We start from the raw sequence: 18,923 nt of genomic DNA on the forward strand, positions 1-18,923 counted from the left end.
CCGCGATTCGGCGGTTTCCGGGTCCGTGCCGTTCACCGGATAGAAGTGAGCCACCTCTCCGGTTCAGCCGGAACATTCACAGCCCGTGACGATTCGGCCGGGCGACGGTGGCCTGAAATGGCGAAACCAGGTACCTCCGTACGTAGAAACCGCGATGCACGTACACGCTCCGTTCCGGAGTGTGGGGCCACGTGACACCCCCCGATCGACACCAGAACCCCGAACGAGGCCACGAGCCTCAGTCCCCGACTACCGAGAACCGAACCTCCGAGACCCCGCAGACCGCTTCGGCGAACAGCAACGCTTGGCGGGACACGGCGCTGGGCGCGGACCACGCGGTGCGTTCCGGAGTGGACCGGGTGCGGCCCTACGCCCACCAGGTCTGGCAGCGGATCCTTCCGATCCTGCGCCGGTTGTGGCTGGCCGTGCTGCCGCTGTTGCAGCGCGTGCGCAACTCCACCGCCGGTCAGTGGGTCGAGCAGCGCGTGGGACCGGCGGCGAGCAGTGCCGCGGCCAAGGTCCAGGGCGCCACCGAATCGAACGGCGGCGGGCACCGCAGCCCCGCCAACCCCCGGCTGCGCGCGATGCAGGCCGGCGCCGGACTCGCCGTGCTCGGCGTGCTCGGTGTCGCCGTGCTCAGCGTGAGCGCCGGATCCGACAACGACGTCCGTGCCGCAGCGCAGGTCGACGACATCCCCGCGGCCGGTCAGGAATCCGACCAGGGCTCCGGCGGCCTGTTCGGCTCCGATTCCGAGCCGAAGGATTCGGGTCCCGTGCCCGGGCCTCCCGCCAAGGGCATCGACGTCTCCAACCACAACGGCTCGGTCGACTGGAAGCAGGTCGCGGCCTCCGGCCAGAACTTCGCGTTCGTGCTGGCCTCCGACGGCACCGACTTCACCAGCCCGAAGTACTCGGAGCAGTACCACGGTGCGAAGGACGCCGGCCTGATGGCGGCGCCGTACCACTTCGCCCGTCCCGACGAGTCCGCTGAGGCGCAGGCCGACAAGCTGCTGTCCGTCGCCGACTACAAGAAGGACGGCAAGAGCCTGCCCCCGGTGCTGGACCTCGAGGTCGACCCGTCCGGCGGTGGCTGCTACGGCCTGTCCGTGCCGGAGATGCACAAGTGGACCGACACCTTCAACAAGAAGGTGAAGGACTCGACCGGGGCCGACCCGATCATCTACGCGAACCCGTCGTTCTGGAACGAGTGCATGGGCGGCAGTGACGCCTACGCGGACCACCCGCTGTGGCTGGCGGCCTACGAGGTCGACGAGCCGACCGTGCCGAAGGGCTTCAAGGACTGGAACTTCTGGCAGTACACCGAAGAGGGCTCCGTGCCCGGCGTCAGCGGTGAGGTCGACCAGAACCACTTCCAGGGCAGCGTCGGCGACCTGGCGAAGCTGGGTCAGGACTGATCCGCTCGGGGCGGGTCGCTTCCCCGAGCGTCCCGTCCCGGCCGGGACGCAGTCGCCCCGAGGCTGTGAACCGGCCAGGATCCACATGAGCAGTCGCACGGGCACGCCCGACGTCCCGTGTCCCCCGGACCCCGCCTGCACGAGCAGGCGGGGTCCGCGCACGTCCGGGGCCGCCGCGGAGAATGGTCGCGCGAGCCGGTCCGCCCGGCGGGCTCATCCGGCCCGCCGTGAGCGTGCTCACCAGCGCGAACGATCAGTGCGCGGGTTCCTGCGGGTAACCTTCGTCGTGATTGAAGGAGGCGTCATCCGCTACGACGGCTACGTGACGAAAGCAGCCCTGATCGTCAACGCGAATTCCCGGTCAGGTGCCCGAGCCTGTTCGGACGCGGAGGACCTGCTGCGGACACTGGACGTGCCGCTGCACGCCGTGCATCCGCTGCGCGATCCCTCCCGGTTGCTGGAGGTCGTGGAGGGCGCCGTGGACGCCGGGCACGACTTGATCGTGCTCGGCGGTGGCGACGGGACGGTCAGTTCGGTCGTCGACGTGCTGGCGCACCGCGAGGTGCCGATGGGCTTGCTGCCCCTGGGCACCGCGAATGACTTCGCCCGCACCATGGACATTCCGGCGGACCTGGACGGTGCCTGCCGGACCATTGCCCGAGGGCATGTCGTGGACGTGGATTTAGGTTTGTGCGGGCGGAATTACTACGTGAACCGCGCTTCGGCGGGCCTGGGCGCCGCGGTCGCCGAGCACATGTCGCCGACGTTGAAGCGGCGCATCGGCCCGCTCGCGTATCCGGTGGCGACGGCGCGGGCGTTGCGCAAGCACCGTCCGTTCACCGCGACTTTGGAATTCCCGGAAGGTGATCACGAGCCGTTGAAGTTCACCGACCTGTTGCAGATCTCGGTGGCCAACGGCCGCTATTTCGGCGGCGGCCAGCTCGCCGCGCGGGACGCCGGCATCGATGACGCGATGCTCGACGTGTCGGTGCTGCGCAACGGGAGCCCGTTGCGGCTGCTGTCGATGGCCCGCGAGTTGCGCACCGGCAGCACTTCGGACAGTTCGCTGGTCACGCATCTGCGCACCGCGAAGGTCGACGTGCGCACCGATGTGGAGTTGCCGATCAACATCGACGGCGAGCTGGTGGCGAACACGCCGCAGCAGTTCTCGGTGGCCCGCAACGCCCTGCACGTCATCGCCCCGCCAACGTGGACCGACGGCGGCTGAGCCGGAGCTCTCGGCGGACTGCTTTTCGGTGAATCGATCCGTTCCCATTTGCCGATCACGTGCCATTGGTTCGTGCCTTGTGCCGAATGCGCGTGGACTTCGAATATCGGATCGTCGTTGGAATTCGCCGGTTTTCCCGTTCTCCCTGGTGTCGGGCGGGTTTTTCGTCATCGTTAGGCCATCGCGCGGACATGTGATTGGTCTGAACGATTCACTCGTAAGTGGCTTTTCGCGTGCAAGACTTTCGCCTTGACCGTGTTTTGTGACGCGACGTCACTGTGAATCGCCAATGCGTAGGTGGCGTCAGCCTTTCGGGAGAGGATCATGCCCGTGCTGAAGACCCGTTGGAAACGCCTGGCAGTGGTGGGCGCGTTGCCGCTGGCGCTCGCGGTGCCGATGCCCGCCGTCGCCGCTCCCGCAGAGACGGGCGTGGCCGACCGCGTGGCGGCCTACGACGACACGTACTACGAGCCGGCGCTCGGCAAGACCGGTGAGGAGCTGAAGGTCGCCCTCAACGACATCATCAGCACCAACGACCAGCTCACCTACGACGATGTCTGGGAGGCGCTGAAGGTCACCGACCAGGACCCGGCGAACCCCGACAACGTCGTCCTGCTCTACAGCGGCCGTTCGCAGGGCAAGGACACCAACGGCGGCGGAGCCGACCAGTGGAACCGGGAGCACACCTGGGCCAAGTCGCACGGCGACTTCGGCACCGCCGTGGGACCGGGCACCGACGTGCACCACTTGCGCCCGACCGACGTGACGGTGAACTCGGAGCGCGGCAACAAGGACTTCGACATGGGCGGCAGCCCGGTCGACGAGGCCGACGGCAACTTCACCGACGACGACTCGTTCGAGCCCCGCGACGAGGTCAAGGGCGATGTCGCCCGCATGATCATGTACATGGCGGTGCGCTACGAAGGCGAGGACGGCGCACCCGACCTGGAACTCAACGACAACGTCGACAACGGCAGCGCCCCGCTGATGGGCCGCCAGTCGGTGCTGCTGGAGTGGAACGCCCAGGACCCGCCGGACGAGTTCGAGCAGAACCGCAACCAGGTCATCTACGACCAGTTCCAGCACAACCGCAACCCCTTCGTCGACCACCCCGAGTGGGCCGCCGAGATCTGGAACTGAGCTCGCAGCACACCGGGGGCGGCCCACTTCGGGTCGTCTCCGGTTCGTGCTTCCCGGTGCGAATTTCACGGGAACGAACCGACGCTTGAGACCGTCCCAGTACTATCGCGACACTGATCAGCGGTGACGCAATGGTTCGATCCTGGGGGGACGAGCGTGGCACTGAACGTCGCACCGGAAGCCTTGACGGCGCACAGCCAGGGCTCCGATGGGGTTTCGCAGCACCTGGACCAGCTCTCCTCGGTGCTGGAGCAGGCGCGGGTGAGCGACGACTGCTTCGGGCCGATCGGCGAGCTGCTGGCCTTCGCCTACTTCGACTCCTTGGAGGAGTGCCGCGATCTGGCCAAGCAGGCCGGTGGCTTCATGAGCCACATCTCGTCGGCGGTGCAGGACTGCGCCAAGGACTACGCCGAGATGGACCAGACGCAGGCCTCGGACCTCGGCAAGATCGACCTCAGCGGGATGCGGGTCTCCGGCGGCGGCCCCGCCTCGCTCGGCGCCGTCAACGGCGCGGGCGGTGAAGGCAAGAGCTACCTGGATCAGACCGCCGAATACGGCTCGTCCGCGGCCTCCACCAGCGGCGACCTCGCGCGGGCGGACAACCCGCCGGACATCGCGATCGCCACGGTCAACGCCCGGATGGAACAACTCCAGATGGTGACCAGCCCGGGCCAGTCGTTCATGGACAACGGCCTCGGTTTCCTGGTGTCGCTGGTGATCAGCCCGCTGGTGGAGTTCGTGCTCGAACCCGCCATCGGTGACCCGGAGCAGATGCGCAGCACCGGCAAGGGCTGGGAGCAGGTCGCCGACTGGCTGGAGAAGCTCGGCGAGCAGGAGAAGCAGCGCGCCGAAGCCACCAAGCCGGTCTGGGAGGGCCAAGCGGGCGACGCGTTCCGCAAGCAGCTCGACGAGTTCTCCGGCGGCGCCGGTGCTTTCGCCTCCGAAGTGCGCGGCCTCACCCAGATCTTGAACATGGCGGCCGACCTCTTCGACATGTTCGTGGAGATGGCGATCGACATCATCCAGGAACTCGTGATCGGCCTCATCATCGAGTGGATCGCGGCACTGGCCGCGTCCTGGGTCACCGCCGGAGCCTCCGTCGCCGCCGCTTCCGGCCTGACCGCCTCGCAGGTCGCCATCACCGGAACCCGTCTGGGCGCGAAGGTCGCCAACCTCCTCCACAAGCTCAAGCCCCTGGTGACGAAGCTGGAGGAGCTGTTGAAACAACTCCGCAGCGGCCCACTGCGCAAGGTCGTGGACAAGATGAACGGGCTGCGCGAGGGCAACATGGCCCAGAAGTGGGTGGCACGCCAGATCGACGCGAACCCGATCGCGAAGATTGCGACCCGTGGTGACACGAGCACGGATCGCGCGGCGGACGCGGTTCGACGTGCGGAGCGGGCCGTGGACGAAGGCAGGGACGGCGCGCAGGACCAGCTCGTGCGAGCACAGCGAGACCTCCAGCGCGCGCAGGACGCCCCGTCCATGGATACGACGACCGGCAACCGGTTCATGCGCGAGAACCGGACGGATTCGGACGGGAACGTGATCGGGCAGACCGATCGCAACGGTGACGTCAGGACCAATTGGCGTGGGGAACTACGACCGGTCACCGACTCGATCACCGGTGAGCAGGCGCTGGCCGGGAACCTGGCACAGGCAGGGCTCGGCGCGATGGGGCTCAGTGGTGAACACCGCTGGCAAGATGCCGTCATCAACCAGGGCACCGAGGCCGTGGTGCACGAAGGCGTGGAGCAGGGTGTGAAGTACGGATACGACAAGGCTCAAGATCCGTCGAGTTCGGAAGACCGGCAAGCTGCGACGGAGCGCGGTTTCAACGTGTGACGGAAGGATTTCGGATGTCGGTGGCCGAGCGCCTGGGGGCTTCCCTAGTGGCGCGTTCCGAGTGGTGCGCGCCCGATGAACCGGTGTGGTGGGCGTCGTGGGTTGAAGGCGTGGCGTTCCAGGTCGACGGTTTGGACGCGGAGGGCAAACCGAGTCCAGGAGCCGGTAAGCGGCTCGCCGGTGTCGTTGGCAAAGCAGGCATGGGCGTGGCGGTCGGTGCGCTGACGGCGGCGTTCGGAGGTGGTGAGAATTACGAGTCGACAAGTGCGGCCCCCGAGCGAGGACTGCAGGTGTTCGCCTCCGGAGTGAACAGCGACGCGGTTCGGCTGATCCAGCGGGCCGCGCCCGCTTCAGCTGGCTCGATGCTGTGGGTGCTGACTCCACGTCGTCTCGGCGTATTACTGCCGCTGGTTGAGGAGACAGCCGAACGAGTGCAGCCGGAGCCCGGGGGGTGGCGGCAGTTAGCCCGTGGATTGGGCGAGGCCGGTCGGTCGCTCGTCAGTTCCAGAGCCGAATTCGGGGCGAACGAACCCGGAGCTCCGATGAAGTCGCCGTCCGTTGCTACCTGGTTTGAGCTCGGTCCGGGCGACATCGCGGACTGCCGGTTGATCGGCAGGGAGAACTGCCCGAGCCATTGCGGGATCGTCCTTCGCGATGGATCGGGTTTTGCCGTGCGGTCCCCGTTCCCGTGGGATGTCGAAGCCATGATGAGCGCGGTTCAGGCGTTCAACCGAGGCCAGCATTGGAGTGGTCGTGCCTGATCTGAGCACGGTGGACGAGGAAAAGCTTCGGGCGGAGTGGGAGACGAGGCTCGGCGAGAAGTGGCTCGGCGTCAATGAGTCGCTGGTCTGGGTCTTGTTGCCGGAGCGGGGTTACGTCGGATCGGTTGTGGCGGGAAAGCTCTCGGTGCCGCACGAGCCCACGTCTGCGGTGCGTCCATGGGCGGGGCAGTTTCCGAAGTGGCCGTCGCCGAGCACGCAGGTGACGTCCGGCCAGTACTTGAACGACGAATGGGCTGACGATCCATCGATCATGTGGTGGGTTACGGCTGACACCGTTGAGCACGACGCCGCACGGTTCGCCGATCACCTCGCCCCGGCCAGGGGGCACGCTTTGCTGGCCCTTGGAACGACACGACTGGCCGTCGTCGTCGAACAAGGGATGCTCGCAGCGCAGGAGCAGGCCGAGGACGATGGCAAGGGGTGGTTCGGCCGTGCCCGCTCAGCGGCAGCGCAGGTGCAGAAGGCTGCGGAGGGCTTGACGTCGGGGACTGACGCGAAGGTGCCGGTTTCGTACTTCGAGGTTCCGCTGACCCGGATCGCGGACATGGACAGGTGCCGTCCGGGAAGGAGCGTCCCGACCTCGGACTTCCTTCGCGTGCGGTTCGTGGACGGTTCTGCGCTGCTGATCCGCACGATCGAGGCGGGAAGCTTCGCCGGCAAGTTCAACCATGCTCGTTGACCTGGTGCCATGAGCGCGAGGTGGTGAGCCGTCCGTGCTGTGGTGGTCGTTCGCGGGGGAACTCGAAGTGTGCGGCGGTGTCTCAAAAGGGCATCGAGCAAGACGTGACGTGCGGATACGACGCGGGACCTGGCGAGAGTTGTCGCCCCTGATGTATGTGACGCGGTCGGCTGAATCGAGCTCAACGACACGGCTGATGAGTGCGGTCACGAGAGTGGATTCAGGGCTAGAGGGGGAATAGGGGAATCAGATGTCGGTGTCCAGGGCGCCGGGGGCGTCGCTGTCGGCTCGCCAGTGGTGGTGCGAGCCGGGGGAGCAGGTCGTGTGGGCGTTGTGGACGCACGGGACGACGTTTCGGGTCGACGGCTGCAACGAGAACGGCTTCCCGAAACCGGGGATGGGCAAGAGGTTCGGGAGTGCGGTCGGCAAAGCGGGCATCGCGGTGGCGGCGGGGGCGCTGACAGGTGTCTTCGGCGGCGGCGAGGACAGCGGGCGCGTCACTGCTCCGCCGGCGAAGGGGCTCACGGTTTTCGGTCCAGGCCCTGAATGCCGGGCGCGTGGTTTGATCAGGTCGGACGTTCCGGAGGGGTATTCGGCCGGGGACGTCCTGTGGGTGCTCACTCCGAACCGATTAGGAGTCTTGCTATCGCAGCGGATCGAGCCCAAGGACACGGGTCCCGGCGGATGGCGTCAGCTGGGACACGGCTGGGGTGACGTCGGGCGGGTGCTCGTCGGTGCTTCGCCGGAGGAGTTCGGCAGGAACGTTCCCGGCGCTGCGTTGCGGTCCGATCCGGTAGCGCTCTGGTTCGTGCTCGGGTGCGAGGAGATCGTGGATTGCCAGGTTACCGGGCCGGAACACCGCCAGACGCAGTGCGCGGTCGTGCTTCGGGACGGTTCTGGTTTTGGGCTGGACGCCCACATGGCCGCCGACGCGGGCATGATGGCCGACGCGGTGCGGCGCTACTTGAGGGGTGCGCGTGGCTGACTTGTCGGCGTTGGATCAGCAGCTGCTTCGGGAGAAGTGGGAGGCGAATCTACCTGAGGAGTGGTTGGCCGAGGGTGAGTCGTTGAGCTGGGTTTTGTTGCCGGAGCAGGGTTATATCGGGTCGACGGTGGGTGGTGCGCACTGTTTGCCGCACGAGCCGTTGTCCGGTGTTGCTTCGTCTACTGTGGATAGACCTGAGTGGCCGCTGCCGAGCGAGGTGGTCGGTTCCGGCGCGTTCCTCGACGACGAGTGGGCTGATGATCCCTCTGTGCTGCAGTGGGTGTTCGCCGGGAATGCGGAGCAGGACGCGGTCCGGTTCGGTGACCATGTGGCTGAGATGCCTGGTTCGGCGTTCGTGGTGTTGAGTTCGTCGAGGTTGGCCGTGGTGGTCGAGCAGGGCAAGATCGCGGAGCCTGCTGGGGCGGAGCCGGAGGGCAAGGGCTGGTTGGGCAAGGCGCGGTCGGCGGCCGCGCAGGTGCAGAAGGCGGCGGAGGGGATCACCGCTCGCAAGGACGCGAAGGCGGCGGTGTCGTACCACGAGGTTCCGTTGTCGCGGATCGCCTCGATGAGCTGGGCGCCGTTGGGGCGGAGCATCCCGCGTTCCCCGTTCTTGCGCGTCGATTTCGCCGACGGTTCCTGCCTGTTCATCCGCGATCGTGCCGCCGAGGCCAACGCGCACAAGTTCCCGGGCGGACGTTGAGCAACGCGGCCGCAGCGGTGGAACTCAGGTGAATGCCTCCGTTGACCACTGGGATCGGTCAAAGGAGGGCCATCACCTTGCGGGGGCGTGCGAGTGAAACGACCCATTCGACCGATGTGGTCAAAAGAGGCATTCACCGCACGGCGTCAGCTGAGGGAGCGTTCTCCGATTCCCGCTGGCCGGCACGCCATGAACTATCCATAGTGGACAAATTTTTCACCTGCCAGGCGGGGACCGAATGGTTCCCGCCTGGTCAGGGCCTCGGAGTCTTGCCGTCCGGATTCCCGGATCCGGACGGTGCGCTCAACGGAACTCGCACCGTGAAGTGCGCGCCGCGCCCGGAGTCGTTGATGACCACCGTGCCGTGGTGCATGTCCGCGATCTCGCGGACCAGTGCCAGGCCGAGCCCGGAGCCGCCCTGTTCGCGAGTGCGGGCGGTGTCCAGGCGGGCGAACCGCTCGAAGACCTGATCGCGGAACTCGGCCGGGATGCCGGGTCCGTCGTCGACGACGTCGAGCCGTGCGCTCGCACCTTCGGCGCGCAGGCGGATCGCGACCCGGTGTTCGGCGTGCGTTTCGGCGTTGTCCAGCAGGTTCGTGATCAGCCGGGCGAGGTGCGTGCGGTGCCCCTCGATCACGATGCCGGGTTCGACGTCGACGTCGCGGTGGAGTTCGGCAGGCGCGCGGCGGGTGATGGTGTCGGCCGCCAGCGAACTCAGGTCGAGCGTATCGCCCGTGGTGGGAGTGGTGCCGTCGATCCTGGCCAGTGCCAGCAGATCCGAGGTGAGCCGCTCCAACCGGTCGAGATCTTCGAGGGTTCCGGCGGCGATCGTCGGCCAGTGCGCGCGGTCCGGGTGCGCCTGCGCCACTTCCAGCGGCGTGCGCAGCGCGGCCAGCGGGCTGCGCAGCTCGTGCGAGGCGTCGGCGACGAACCGCCGCTGCCGCCGCACCGAATCGTCGAGCCGGTCCAAGGTGTCGTTGAGCGTCGTGGCGAGCCGCGCTATCTCGTCGCCGCTGGCCGGGACCGGCATGCGCCCGCGGAGGTCCTGGGCGGACAGCCGGGTGAACTCGTGGCGGATCGCTTCCACGGGACGAAGCGCGCGGCCGGTGCTGAACCAGGTCAGCGCCGCCACCAGGACCAGCAACACCGGTGCTCCGAGCAGCAGTCCCGTCGTCGCCGCGCTGGTGGCTTGTTCCACCGAGCGGGTGGAGGCGCTGGCGATGAGCGTGCGGTCGCCGAGGGGAGTCGACACCGTCGTCGTCGCGGTGAGGCGGGCGTCGGTGTTCAGCGGTACCACGGCCCGAGCGGGCGGCGTTCGGGCCGACTGCGACGGGATGGGGTTCGCGGGCACGGACGGCTCGGCGAGGTCTTCCTCCGATGCCGGCGGCGCGGGCATCATTCGCACCGACACCGAGCCCGCGGGAGCGGGCAACGCCGAACCCACCTGCACCGCGCGGCCCGCTTCGGTGAGTTGGCCGCGCAGCGCGGCGTCGAGGTCCTCGGTGAGCCTGCCGTGCAGGTATCCCAGCAGGAACCAGCCGATGGCGACGGTGGCGACCGCGACGATTCCGGTGGCCGCGAGCGTGGTGCGGGCGCGGATCGACGCGCGGCGCCGCAGCGGCCGGTCACGCATCGCTGCCGCCGTCGGCGACGAGCTGGTAGCCGTGGCCGCGCACGGTGCGGATGCTGTGCCGCCCGAACGGGCTGTCGATCTTCCGGCGCAACGCGCTGATGTGCACCTCGATCAGGTTGACGTCGGGATCGGCGGCGAAGTCCCAGCCGCTCTCCAGCAACCGCCGCTTCGACACGACCTGGCCTTGGCCGCGGGCGAGCAGTTCGAGCACCGCGAACTCCTTGCTGGTCAACGAGATCTCCCGCTCGCCACGGGAACAGCTCCGCCGCGCCGGGTCCAGCACCAGGTCCCCGGCGCGCAGCAGCGGCGGGCGGGCCGTGGCGCGGCGCCGGATCACGTTGCGCAGCCGGGCGAGCAGCACCACGTACGAGAACGGTTTCGTCACGTAGTCGTCGGCACCCGCGTCCAGCGCTTCCGCCTCGTCGTACTCGCCGTCCTTCGCGGTGAGCATGATGATCGGCGTCCAGTTCTCCGCCGCGCGAAGCCGGGCGCACACCCGATATCCGTTCAGGCCGGGAAGCATGATGTCGAGCAGGATGGCCGCGTACTCGTGGTCCGCGGCGTGCCGCAGCGCTTCGTTGCCGTCGCCGGTGACGTCCACCGCCCAGCCTTCGGCTTCCAGCCCGGTGCGCAGAGCCTCCGCGACGCGACGTTCATCTTCCACGACGAGCACCCGCATGTGGATCAGCATGCCACCTGATCCTGAAGTGATCTTCAGGATCGTTCAGCTCCACTACAGCGAACCTCGGCATCGTTGTCCTCGTCGCGGGAACACCGCGGCGCAGCCGACGCAGAGGAGTTCAGGAATGCAGAACAAGCGAATCGCCATCGCAGTGGCGGCCGGCGCCGTCGTGCTCGGCCTCGCCGGAACGGGGACGGCCATCGCGACCTCCGGCGAGTCCGCTCAGGAGCCCAAGCCCACCGCTGCGGCGCCGTCGGACTCGACCCCTGCGGGCGAGCGCATGGCCTGCGCGATCACGGGCGTGGACACGGCGCCCGTGCGGCAGGGGCCGCGAGAGACCGTTCCGGTTCCGGAGGGTGCGCAGACGGTTCCCGCGCGGCAGGGCGAGCGGGGAGAGGCCGTTCCGGCCCCGCAGGGCTCGACGCCTCCGGCGGAGGGCGTGGAGTGCGTGCCCCTGCCCGAGGGCGCGAGGATCGTCCCGGGCAAGCAGGTCGAGACGCGGCCCGCGGCCGAGGCTCCGGAAGGCGCGGAATCCGTTCCCGCCCAGCAGGCGCGGCCCTGACCGGCCGGTGGCGGGGAGGGAACCCTCCCCGCCACCGCGCGGTTCACTCGAAGCGGCTGGTGTCGCCCGCGCCGCGGCGCACGATTTCGGCTTCACCACCGGAGAAATCGATGACCGTCGTCGGTTCGGTACCGCAGTCACCGGAATCCAGCACCGCGTCCACCACGTGATCGAGCCGTTCTTTGATGTCCCAGCCCTGCGTCAGCGGTTCTTCCTCGTCGGGCAGCAGCAGCGTGCTCGACAGCAGCGGCTCACCCAGCTGCGCCAGCAGCGCCTGCGCGGTGACGTGCTCCGGAATGCGGATGCCCACCGTCTTCTTCTTCGGGTGCATCAACCGGCGCGGCACTTCCTTGGTGGCCGGGAGGATGAAGGTGTAGCTGCCCGGCGTGCTCGCCTTGATCGCGCGGAACACCGAGTTGTCGATGTGCACGAACTGGCCCAGCTGGGCGAAGTTCTCGCACACCAGGGTGAAGTGGTGCCGGTCGTCGAGCTTGCGGATGGTCTTGATCCGCTCCACGCCGTCCTTGTTGTCCAGCCCGGTCCCCAAGGCGAAGCAGGAGTCCGTCGGATACACGATCACCCCGTCGGATCGGATGATGTCGACCGCCTGGCCGAGCGTGCGGCGCTGCGGATTGTCCGGGTGCACGTCGTAGTACCTCGCCATCCACCGAGCCTAGGATCACCCGGCGCTTTCCGACAGCCCGCCCCCGGGACGGCGCAAGCGTCGCGTCCGACGGGCCGCGTCCGAACGGCCTGTTCGTGATGACCCGATAGCGCTGGATGTGCGAGATCCCAGTCCCATGGCGTCAGCGACGAACATCTCGACTGGTCTGATCGAGCGGCCACCAGAGCGGTGATCGTGGTAGGCGGATCTTGTTGGCCTTCTGCCTCGGCCGTACCGTCCGTTTCAATCACGGAGGGGGCACGGCATCGTGGATTTCAGTGAGGTGATGCGGGCGCTGAGCGCGCAGGGAAATCTGGAGTTGGTGTCTTCTCCGGACTTCGCCACCAAGGTGGATCGGGCCGCGTGGCGCTTGTCGCTGGAGAAACCGATTTACAAGGCCCGGAAGCGTCCTTGCTCGGTCCAGCTCCCGAACCCTCCTTTTCTTTCGACCGCCCCGATGCACGTGCTTCACGAAGTCGGGGTGGCGACCAGCTTCTTCGATGACCCTGTTTTCGCCGACGCGGCACGGCTCTGGGCGCAGCTGCGATACTGCGCCACGCTGATCCCGGAGAACGGCCGGATGGCGCTATCTGCGGAGGCCGCCGGCTCCGTCGTGCATCACCACAAAGTAGCCCAGTCGGAATATTTGGGAATCGGCTTGGCCCTCGTCGTGACGCGCCACCTGCTGGGCATGAAGTATCCGGGTCTGGTGTTCCGGGTTGTGGACGCCGATGTCGCCCTGCGATCGGGCCTTCCCGGAGTGGGAGACGTGCGGTTGGTGGAAGGAATCCAGACGCGCCCGGACTACTTCATGGTCGGCTACCCGAGGAACGGCGGTCCGGTGAAGATCGTCGTTTTGGAGTGCAAGGGAAACCACGGAGTCGAGTCTCAGGCGGTCCGGCAGCTCGCCAAAGCGTGCGTCCAGGTGCGGTCGATCGAGATCGAAGGACAGCAGAATTTGACCTCGTACATGGTCGCTTCACGCTTGCAGCAGGCCGGGATCACCGTGTACGTGATCGACCCGCCCGGGGATGACGAGGTGTGGTCGGGGACCGCCGACGAGCTTGAACGGGAGCTGAACGAGGGCTTGGGCGAGTTGCCGGAACCCTTCACCTCACAACGTCGCGAGCCCGGCCGACCTGCCGAACAACCCAGCGAGGTGGACGACGAGGGGGAGCCGTCCCTCTTCGACGACTTGGTCGCAGCCGAGCCCGAGACGGAGGATCCGTTCGAGCCGCCGCTTCCGGAAGAGGCCAGGGTGATCAAGATCCCGCGAGCCAGCCGGAAGTGGTTCTCCCAGACCCTCGCCCGATGCGCTGCAGCCTCGGCGCTGCTGTTCGCCGGGGCCAGCCGAGCCGCGTCCGCCTACCGTCCGCCGCCATCGCGGACGGCTGAGCAGAGGCTTCCCGATATCGGTGAACAACAGCGGGACGAGGTACCGGACACGGCCGAGAGGTACGAGCTCGACGGCGGATTGCGCGTGACCGGCACCCGGTCCGAACTGCCACTGCCGAACGGCGGGCGTTTCGTGGTCTACCGGGGACTCGAATCTGGCTTGTACGCACAGCTCAGGGATCAACGGCTCGGTTCCTACCTCCGTTCGGCGCCCGAGGTCGGGGCGCGCTGGCGGAACGCCTTCCACGCTGAGGAAGACGCCCGCGACGCGATCTCCATTGGAGCCGACGGCACCGTCCTCGCGATGTCCTTAGAACCGGGTTGACGGCCGGCACCTCGAACCCCACCGCACATGACGCCGGGCCGCCCGAACGATCGGGCGGCCCGGCGATGCGTGGCGGTTCACCAGCCGCGTTCGCGCCATTCCGCGAGGTGGGGGCGCTGTTCGCCGAGGGTCGAGTCGTCGCCGTGGCCCGGGTAGAACCAGGTGTCATCGGGGAGTTCGGCGAAGACCCGGTTCTCCACGTCGTCGACCAGGGAGTTGAACTCCTCCGGTGAGTTCGTCTTGCCGACTCCACCGGGGAACAGCGAGTCGCCGGTGAACAGGTGCGGGTGCCCGGCCGGGTCGCGGTAGACGAGCGCGATGGAACCGGGGGTGTGGCCGCGCAGGTGGATGACCTGCAGCTCGGCGTCTCCGACCGGGACCGTGTCGCCGTGGTTCACCAGGCGGTCCGGCGGCACCGGCAGAGCCTGGGCGTCCGCCGGGTGCGCCAGCGTGTAGCAGCCGGTCTGGCCCGCGACCGCGCCCAGCGCCTGCCAGTGATCACCGTGCTGGTGGGTGGTCACGATGGTGCGCAGCCGCGGCCGGTCGTCGTCGTGGCCCAGCAGGTCCGCGAGCCGTTCCGAGTCGTTCGCCGCGTCGATCAGCAGCGCGTCGCCGGTGCTGCGACAGGTCAGCAGGTACGCGTTGTTGTCCATCGGGCCGACGGACAACTTCGTGATCGTCAATGCGTCCAGCGCCCGTTTGGCGGGGGCGCCGCCGGGTTCGACATGGCCGGTGTACTGCTCGTATGCCTCCACGCCGAAACCCTATCGCCTCCGCGAGGCATGGCTCACAACCACACCGGCAGCTCCGGCGCGTCCCCTTCCAAGGTCTGGTCGCCGGTCCGTCCGAGCAGCCAGCCGAGCATCGCTCCGGGTGCTCCGCGCACCTGAGTGGGCGGCTCGGTGGTGCCGCGCAGCTCCCACGTGCGCAGGTGCCCGTCGGGGAAGTCCACGACGACCGTCACGGCGGGCACGTCGGGTCTGCCTCCGAAGGTCTGGACGGCGTCCTCCAGCAGCTGTTCGACGTCCGGCTCGGGGATGTCGGCGAAGCCGAAACCGTGGTCGAGGTCGACCAGGTGCACCCACAGCTCCAGCAGGCGTTTGCGCAGCACGTGGTGGGCGGGGATCGGTTCGCGGGCGAAGACCTCGGCGTTCCACGCCGATTCCGGCAGCGTGCGCACCGCGTGCGCGAAGCGGCCGTGCGAGGCGACCAGGTCTTCCAGCAGCAGCCGGTGACCGCGCACCGAACCTTCCTCGATGTCGGCGTCCCGGTCCGCGGGGCTGGCGTACATCGGGTGCTCGGCGCCCGTCCTCGCCCAGATCAGCAGGTTCAGCAGGCCGTCGGCGTTGCGCGCCAGGTGGGTGAGCACGTGCGCCCGCGTCCATCCCGGTAGCAGGCTGGGCCGTCGCACGCTCGCGTCGTCGAACGCCTTGCCGACCGCAAGGAGGCGTTGCGTGCCTGCTTCGATCGCGGACAGGGCGGCGGTGACCTGTTCGGTCGAGTGCTGGGGTCCGGTGGGCACCTGCGTGCCGCCGGCGCCGAGAACGGTGTCAGCCATCGGATTCCTTGAAGTGTGCAGGAAAATTCTCCGGACGTGGCAGGGGGTACCCGAGAGTAGGGGCACACGTGGGTCCCCGACAGTGCCCAATCCGGGGTAATTTGCGTATGGTCGCGCCAGGGGCGTGCTAGTGGCGGCCCGGAATAACGCGCCGATGTGCGCGTTGCAGCCTGGTACGGCCTGTGACGAGGGACGACGCGGAACTGTCGGGGGTCCGGCATAGCATGGCCGCGCGACGTCCGAACACCGCCGAGCGCGGCAACGCCGACATCCTCGGCTGCCACGTCGGGTCGACCGACCAGGGGCTTTCGCCCCGCCAGGGCCGCCGTCACGGGGAGCCCGGCCGGGTCGACCACGGGCCTGCGGTGGGGGTGATGCCGTGGCCCGGTGCCGGCGGGCGCGTCCACCGAACCGGCGAGAACTTCCGAAAGGATCACAGTGGCCGACCGCCTCGTCGTCCGCGGCGCCCGCGAGCACAACCTGCGCGGGATCGACATCGACCTGCCGCGCGACAGCCTGATCGTGTTCACCGGCCTGTCCGGCTCCGGCAAGTCCAGCTTGGCCTTCGACACCATCTTCGCCGAAGGCCAGCGGCGTTACGTGGAGTCGCTGTCGGCGTACGCGCGGCAGTTCCTGGGGCAGATGGACAAGCCCGACGTGGACTTCATCGAGGGCCTGTCCCCGGCGGTGTCCATCGATCAGAAGTCCACCAGCCGCAACCCGCGTTCCACGGTGGGCACCATCACCGAGGTCCACGACTACCTGCGGCTGCTCTACGCCCGCGCGGGCAAGCCGCACTGCCCGGCCTGCGGTGAGCTGATCAGCAAGCAGACCCCGCAGCAGATCGTCGACCAGGTGCTGGCGATGCCGGAGCGCACCAAGTTCCAGGTGCTGGCGCCGGTGATCCGCGGCCGCAAGGGCGAGTACGTCGACCTGTTCGAGCAGCTCCAGTCGCAGGGTTACGCGCGTGCCCGCGTGGACGGCGTGGTGCACCAGCTGGAGTCGCCTCCGACGCTGAAGAAGCAGGAGAAGCACGACATCGCCGTGGTCGTGGACCGGCTCACGGTGAAGGCGAACGCGAAGCAGCGGCTCACCGACTCGGTGGAGACCGCGCTGCGGCTCGCCGACGGGCTGGTGCTGCTGGAGTTCGTCGACGTCGACGAGAACTCCCCTGAGCGGGAGCGGAAGTTCTCCGAGCACCTGGCTTGCCCGAACGGGCATCCGCTGGGCGTGGACGAACTGGAGCCGCGCTCGTTCTCCTTCAACTCCCCGTACGGCGCCTGCCCGGACTGCGCGGGCCTGGGCATCCGCAAGGAGGTCGACCCGGAACTCGTCGTGCCCGACGAGGAACTCTCGCTGGGCGAGGGTGCCATCGCGCCGTGGGCGGGCGGGCACACCGCCGAGTACTTCACCCGGCTGCTGACCTCGTTGTCGGAGTCGGTCGGGTTCCGGATGGACGCGCCGTGGGCCAAGCTGCCGACGAAGGTGAAGAAGGCGGTGCTGCACGGCACCACCGACCAGGTGCACGTGCGGTACAAGAACCGCTACGGGCGGCAGCGTTCCTACTACGCGTCCTACGAGGGCGTCATCCCGTTCCTGGAGCGGCGCCTCGACCAGACCGAATCGGACTACGCCCGCGAGAAGTACGAGGGCTACATGCGGGACGTGCCGTGCCCGTCGTGCGACGGGACGCGGCTCAAGCCGGAGATCCTCGCGGTCACGATGGAGAACGCCGAGCACGGCGAACTGTCCATCGCCGAGGTCAGCGCGTTGAGCGTGCGCGAGTGCGCGGCGTTCCTCAACGCACTGGTGCTGGGGCACCGGGAGGAGATGATCGCGGGCCGGGTGCTCAAGGAAGTGCAGGCCCGGCTGGGATTCCTGCTCGACGTGGGCTTGGACTACCTGTCGCTGGATCGTGCGGCGGGCACGCTCTCCGGCGGTGAGGCGCAGCGCATCCGGCTGGCCACCCAGATCGGTTCCGGCCTGGTCGGCGTGCTGTACGTGCTGGACGAGCCGTCGATCGGCCTGCACCAGCGGGACAACCACCGGCTGCTGGAGACGTTGAGCAGGCTGCGTGACCTGGGCAACACGCTCATCGTCGTCGAGCACGACGAGGACACCGTGCGCAGTGCCGACTGGGTCGTCGACATCGGCCCGGGCGCCGGTGAGCACGGCGGCAAGGTCGTGCACAGCGGCCCGTACAAGGAGCTGCTGGACAACGAGGATTCGCTGACGGGCGACTACTTGGCCCGCCGCAAGCGGATCCCGATCCCGGAGACCCGGCGCAAGCGCGACCCGAAGCGGCAGCTGACCGTGGTGGGCGCCAAGGAGCACAACCTCGGCAAGATCGACGTGTCGTTCCCGCTGGGCTGCATGGTCTCGGTCACCGGCGTGTCCGGTTCGGGGAAGTCCACGCTGGTCAACGACATCTTGGCGTCGGTGCTGGCGAACAAGCTCAACGGTGCACGTCAGGTCCCCGGCAGGCACACCCGGATCAAGGGCGTGGACCAGGTCGACAAGCTCGTGCAGGTGGACCAGTCGCCGATCGGCCGCACCCCGCGGTCGAACCCGGCGACCTACACCGGCGTGTTCGACCGGATCCGGAAGCTGTTCGCGGAGACGACGGAGGCGAAGGTCCGCGGCTACCTGCCCGGCCGGTTCTCCTTCAACGTGAAGGGCGGCCGTTGCGAGGCGTGCGCGGGCGACGGCACCTTGAAGATCGAGATGAACTTCTTGCCGGACGTGTACGTGCCGTGCGAGGTGTGCAAGGGCGCCCGGTACAACCGCGAAACGCTGGAAGTGCACTACAAGGGCAAGACGATCGCCGAGGTGCTGGACCTGCCGATCGAGGAGGCCGCGGAGTTCTTCGAGCCGATCAAGGCGATCCACCGCTACCTGAGCACCCTGGTGGACGTCGGTCTCGGTTACGTGCGGCTCGGCCAGCCCGCGCCGACGCTGTCCGGCGGTGAGGCACAGCGGGTGAAACTGGCCAGCGAGCTGCAGAAGCGCTCCACCGGCCAGACCGTCTACATCCTCGACGAGCCGACGACGGGCCTGCACTTCGAGGACATCCGCAAGCTGCTCGGCGTGGTCAACGGCCTCGTGGACAAGGGCAACACGGTGGTCGTGATCGAGCACAACCTGGACGTCATCAAGACCTCCGACTGGCTGCTCGACCTCGGTCCGGAAGGCGGCTCGGGCGGCGGCGAACTCGTCGCCCAGGGCACCCCGGAACAGGTCGCCGAAGTCGAGGAGAGCTACACGGGCCGCTACCTGGCCCCGATCCTCGCCGAAGGCTGAGCCGACCCGTGCCACCCGGCGAATCCGTCC

At 68.1% G+C, this 18,923-nt stretch carries 16 protein-coding genes; 11 read left to right on the forward strand and 5 right to left on the reverse strand.

Features of this window, described 5'->3' with window-relative positions:
• Positions 1 to 191 precede the first annotated feature (191 nt).
• The 8 genes from H2Q94_RS09380 (at position 192) to H2Q94_RS09415 (ending at position 8,774) form a co-directional block, all read left to right on the forward strand.
• A complete protein-coding gene (locus tag H2Q94_RS09380; protein ID WP_243793966.1) occupies positions 192 to 1,415 on the forward strand; it encodes a GH25 family lysozyme in 1,224 nt (407 codons plus the stop codon).
• A gap of 286 nt (positions 1,416 to 1,701) precedes the next feature.
• Positions 1,702 to 2,643: a lipid kinase gene (locus tag H2Q94_RS09385; protein WP_243793968.1), complete on the forward strand. Its 942-nt coding sequence runs from the start codon at positions 1,702 to 1,704 to the stop codon at positions 2,641 to 2,643.
• A 324-nt stretch (positions 2,644 to 2,967) separates the two neighbouring features.
• On the forward strand, positions 2,968 to 3,783 hold the full coding sequence (locus tag H2Q94_RS09390; RefSeq protein WP_397545448.1) for an endonuclease I family protein: 816 nt from the start codon (positions 2,968 to 2,970) through the stop codon (positions 3,781 to 3,783).
• A gap of 156 nt (positions 3,784 to 3,939) precedes the next feature.
• Complete coding sequence (locus H2Q94_RS09395) at positions 3,940 to 5,628, forward strand: WXG100 family type VII secretion target (RefSeq protein ID WP_243793969.1); 1,689 nt, start codon at positions 3,940 to 3,942, stop codon at positions 5,626 to 5,628.
• A gap of 14 nt (positions 5,629 to 5,642) precedes the next feature.
• On the forward strand, positions 5,643 to 6,389 hold the full coding sequence (locus H2Q94_RS09400; RefSeq protein ID WP_243793970.1) for a hypothetical protein: 747 nt from the start codon (positions 5,643 to 5,645) through the stop codon (positions 6,387 to 6,389).
• Positions 6,382 to 7,089 (forward strand): hypothetical protein, encoded by a 708-nt coding sequence (locus H2Q94_RS09405; RefSeq protein ID WP_243793971.1) that lies wholly within the window; start codon positions 6,382 to 6,384, stop codon positions 7,087 to 7,089. Before H2Q94_RS09400 ends, H2Q94_RS09405 begins: the two co-directional genes overlap by 8 nt.
• A gap of 250 nt (positions 7,090 to 7,339) precedes the next feature.
• Positions 7,340 to 8,074, forward strand: a complete 735-nt coding sequence (locus tag H2Q94_RS09410) for a hypothetical protein (protein ID WP_243793973.1) — start codon at positions 7,340 to 7,342, stop codon at positions 8,072 to 8,074.
• Positions 8,067 to 8,774, forward strand: a complete 708-nt coding sequence (locus tag H2Q94_RS09415; RefSeq protein WP_243793974.1) for a hypothetical protein — start codon at positions 8,067 to 8,069, stop codon at positions 8,772 to 8,774. The genes H2Q94_RS09410 and H2Q94_RS09415 overlap by 8 nt, the downstream gene beginning before the upstream one ends.
• A 253-nt stretch (positions 8,775 to 9,027) precedes the next feature.
• Here H2Q94_RS09415 and H2Q94_RS09420 read toward each other — a convergent pair whose 3' ends face one another.
• Positions 9,028 to 10,407: a sensor histidine kinase gene (locus H2Q94_RS09420; RefSeq protein ID WP_243793976.1), complete on the reverse strand. Its 1,380-nt coding sequence runs from the start codon at positions 10,405 to 10,407 to the stop codon at positions 9,028 to 9,030.
• The gene (locus tag H2Q94_RS09425; RefSeq protein WP_243795629.1) at positions 10,400 to 11,086 is read right to left on the reverse strand and encodes a response regulator transcription factor; all 687 of its coding nucleotides are present in this window, start codon (positions 11,084 to 11,086) and stop codon (positions 10,400 to 10,402) included. The genes H2Q94_RS09420 and H2Q94_RS09425 overlap by 8 nt, the downstream gene beginning before the upstream one ends.
• 127 nt (positions 11,087 to 11,213) lie before the next feature.
• On the opposite strand from H2Q94_RS09425, the gene H2Q94_RS09430 reads away from it, so the two are divergent.
• Positions 11,214 to 11,651, forward strand: a complete 438-nt coding sequence (locus H2Q94_RS09430; RefSeq protein ID WP_243793979.1) for a hypothetical protein — start codon at positions 11,214 to 11,216, stop codon at positions 11,649 to 11,651.
• 43 nt (positions 11,652 to 11,694) lie between these two features.
• Here the strand turns inward: H2Q94_RS09430 and H2Q94_RS09435 are convergent, their stop codons facing one another.
• Entirely contained in the window at positions 11,695 to 12,315 is a 621-nt protein-coding gene (locus H2Q94_RS09435; protein ID WP_243793986.1) for an L-threonylcarbamoyladenylate synthase, read from the reverse strand.
• Between the two features lie 286 nt (positions 12,316 to 12,601).
• Here H2Q94_RS09435 and H2Q94_RS09440 point away from each other — a divergent pair, with 286 nt between their 5' ends.
• Entirely contained in the window at positions 12,602 to 14,035 is a 1,434-nt protein-coding gene (locus tag H2Q94_RS09440) for a hypothetical protein (protein WP_243793990.1), read from the forward strand.
• A gap of 77 nt (positions 14,036 to 14,112) precedes the next feature.
• Here H2Q94_RS09440 and H2Q94_RS09445 read toward each other — a convergent pair whose 3' ends face one another.
• Together H2Q94_RS09445 and H2Q94_RS09450 are read right to left on the reverse strand one after the other, a co-directional pair.
• Entirely contained in the window at positions 14,113 to 14,790 is a 678-nt protein-coding gene (locus H2Q94_RS09445) for an MBL fold metallo-hydrolase (protein WP_243793992.1), read from the reverse strand.
• 32 nt (positions 14,791 to 14,822) lie between these two features.
• Positions 14,823 to 15,593, reverse strand: coding sequence for a maleylpyruvate isomerase family mycothiol-dependent enzyme (locus H2Q94_RS09450; protein ID WP_243793994.1), 771 nt, complete (start codon positions 15,591 to 15,593; stop codon positions 14,823 to 14,825).
• A gap of 438 nt (positions 15,594 to 16,031) precedes the next feature.
• Between H2Q94_RS09450 and uvrA the strand changes: the two genes are divergently transcribed.
• The gene (uvrA, locus tag H2Q94_RS09455) at positions 16,032 to 18,893 is read left to right on the forward strand and encodes an excinuclease ABC subunit UvrA (RefSeq protein ID WP_243794001.1); all 2,862 of its coding nucleotides are present in this window, start codon (positions 16,032 to 16,034) and stop codon (positions 18,891 to 18,893) included.
• The last annotated feature ends 30 nt before the right edge of the window (positions 18,894 to 18,923 follow it).

The sequence above is a fragment of the Saccharopolyspora gloriosae genome, assembly GCF_022828475.1.
In the GTDB taxonomy this organism is placed as follows: domain Bacteria; phylum Actinomycetota; class Actinomycetes; order Mycobacteriales; family Pseudonocardiaceae; genus Saccharopolyspora_C; species Saccharopolyspora_C gloriosae_A.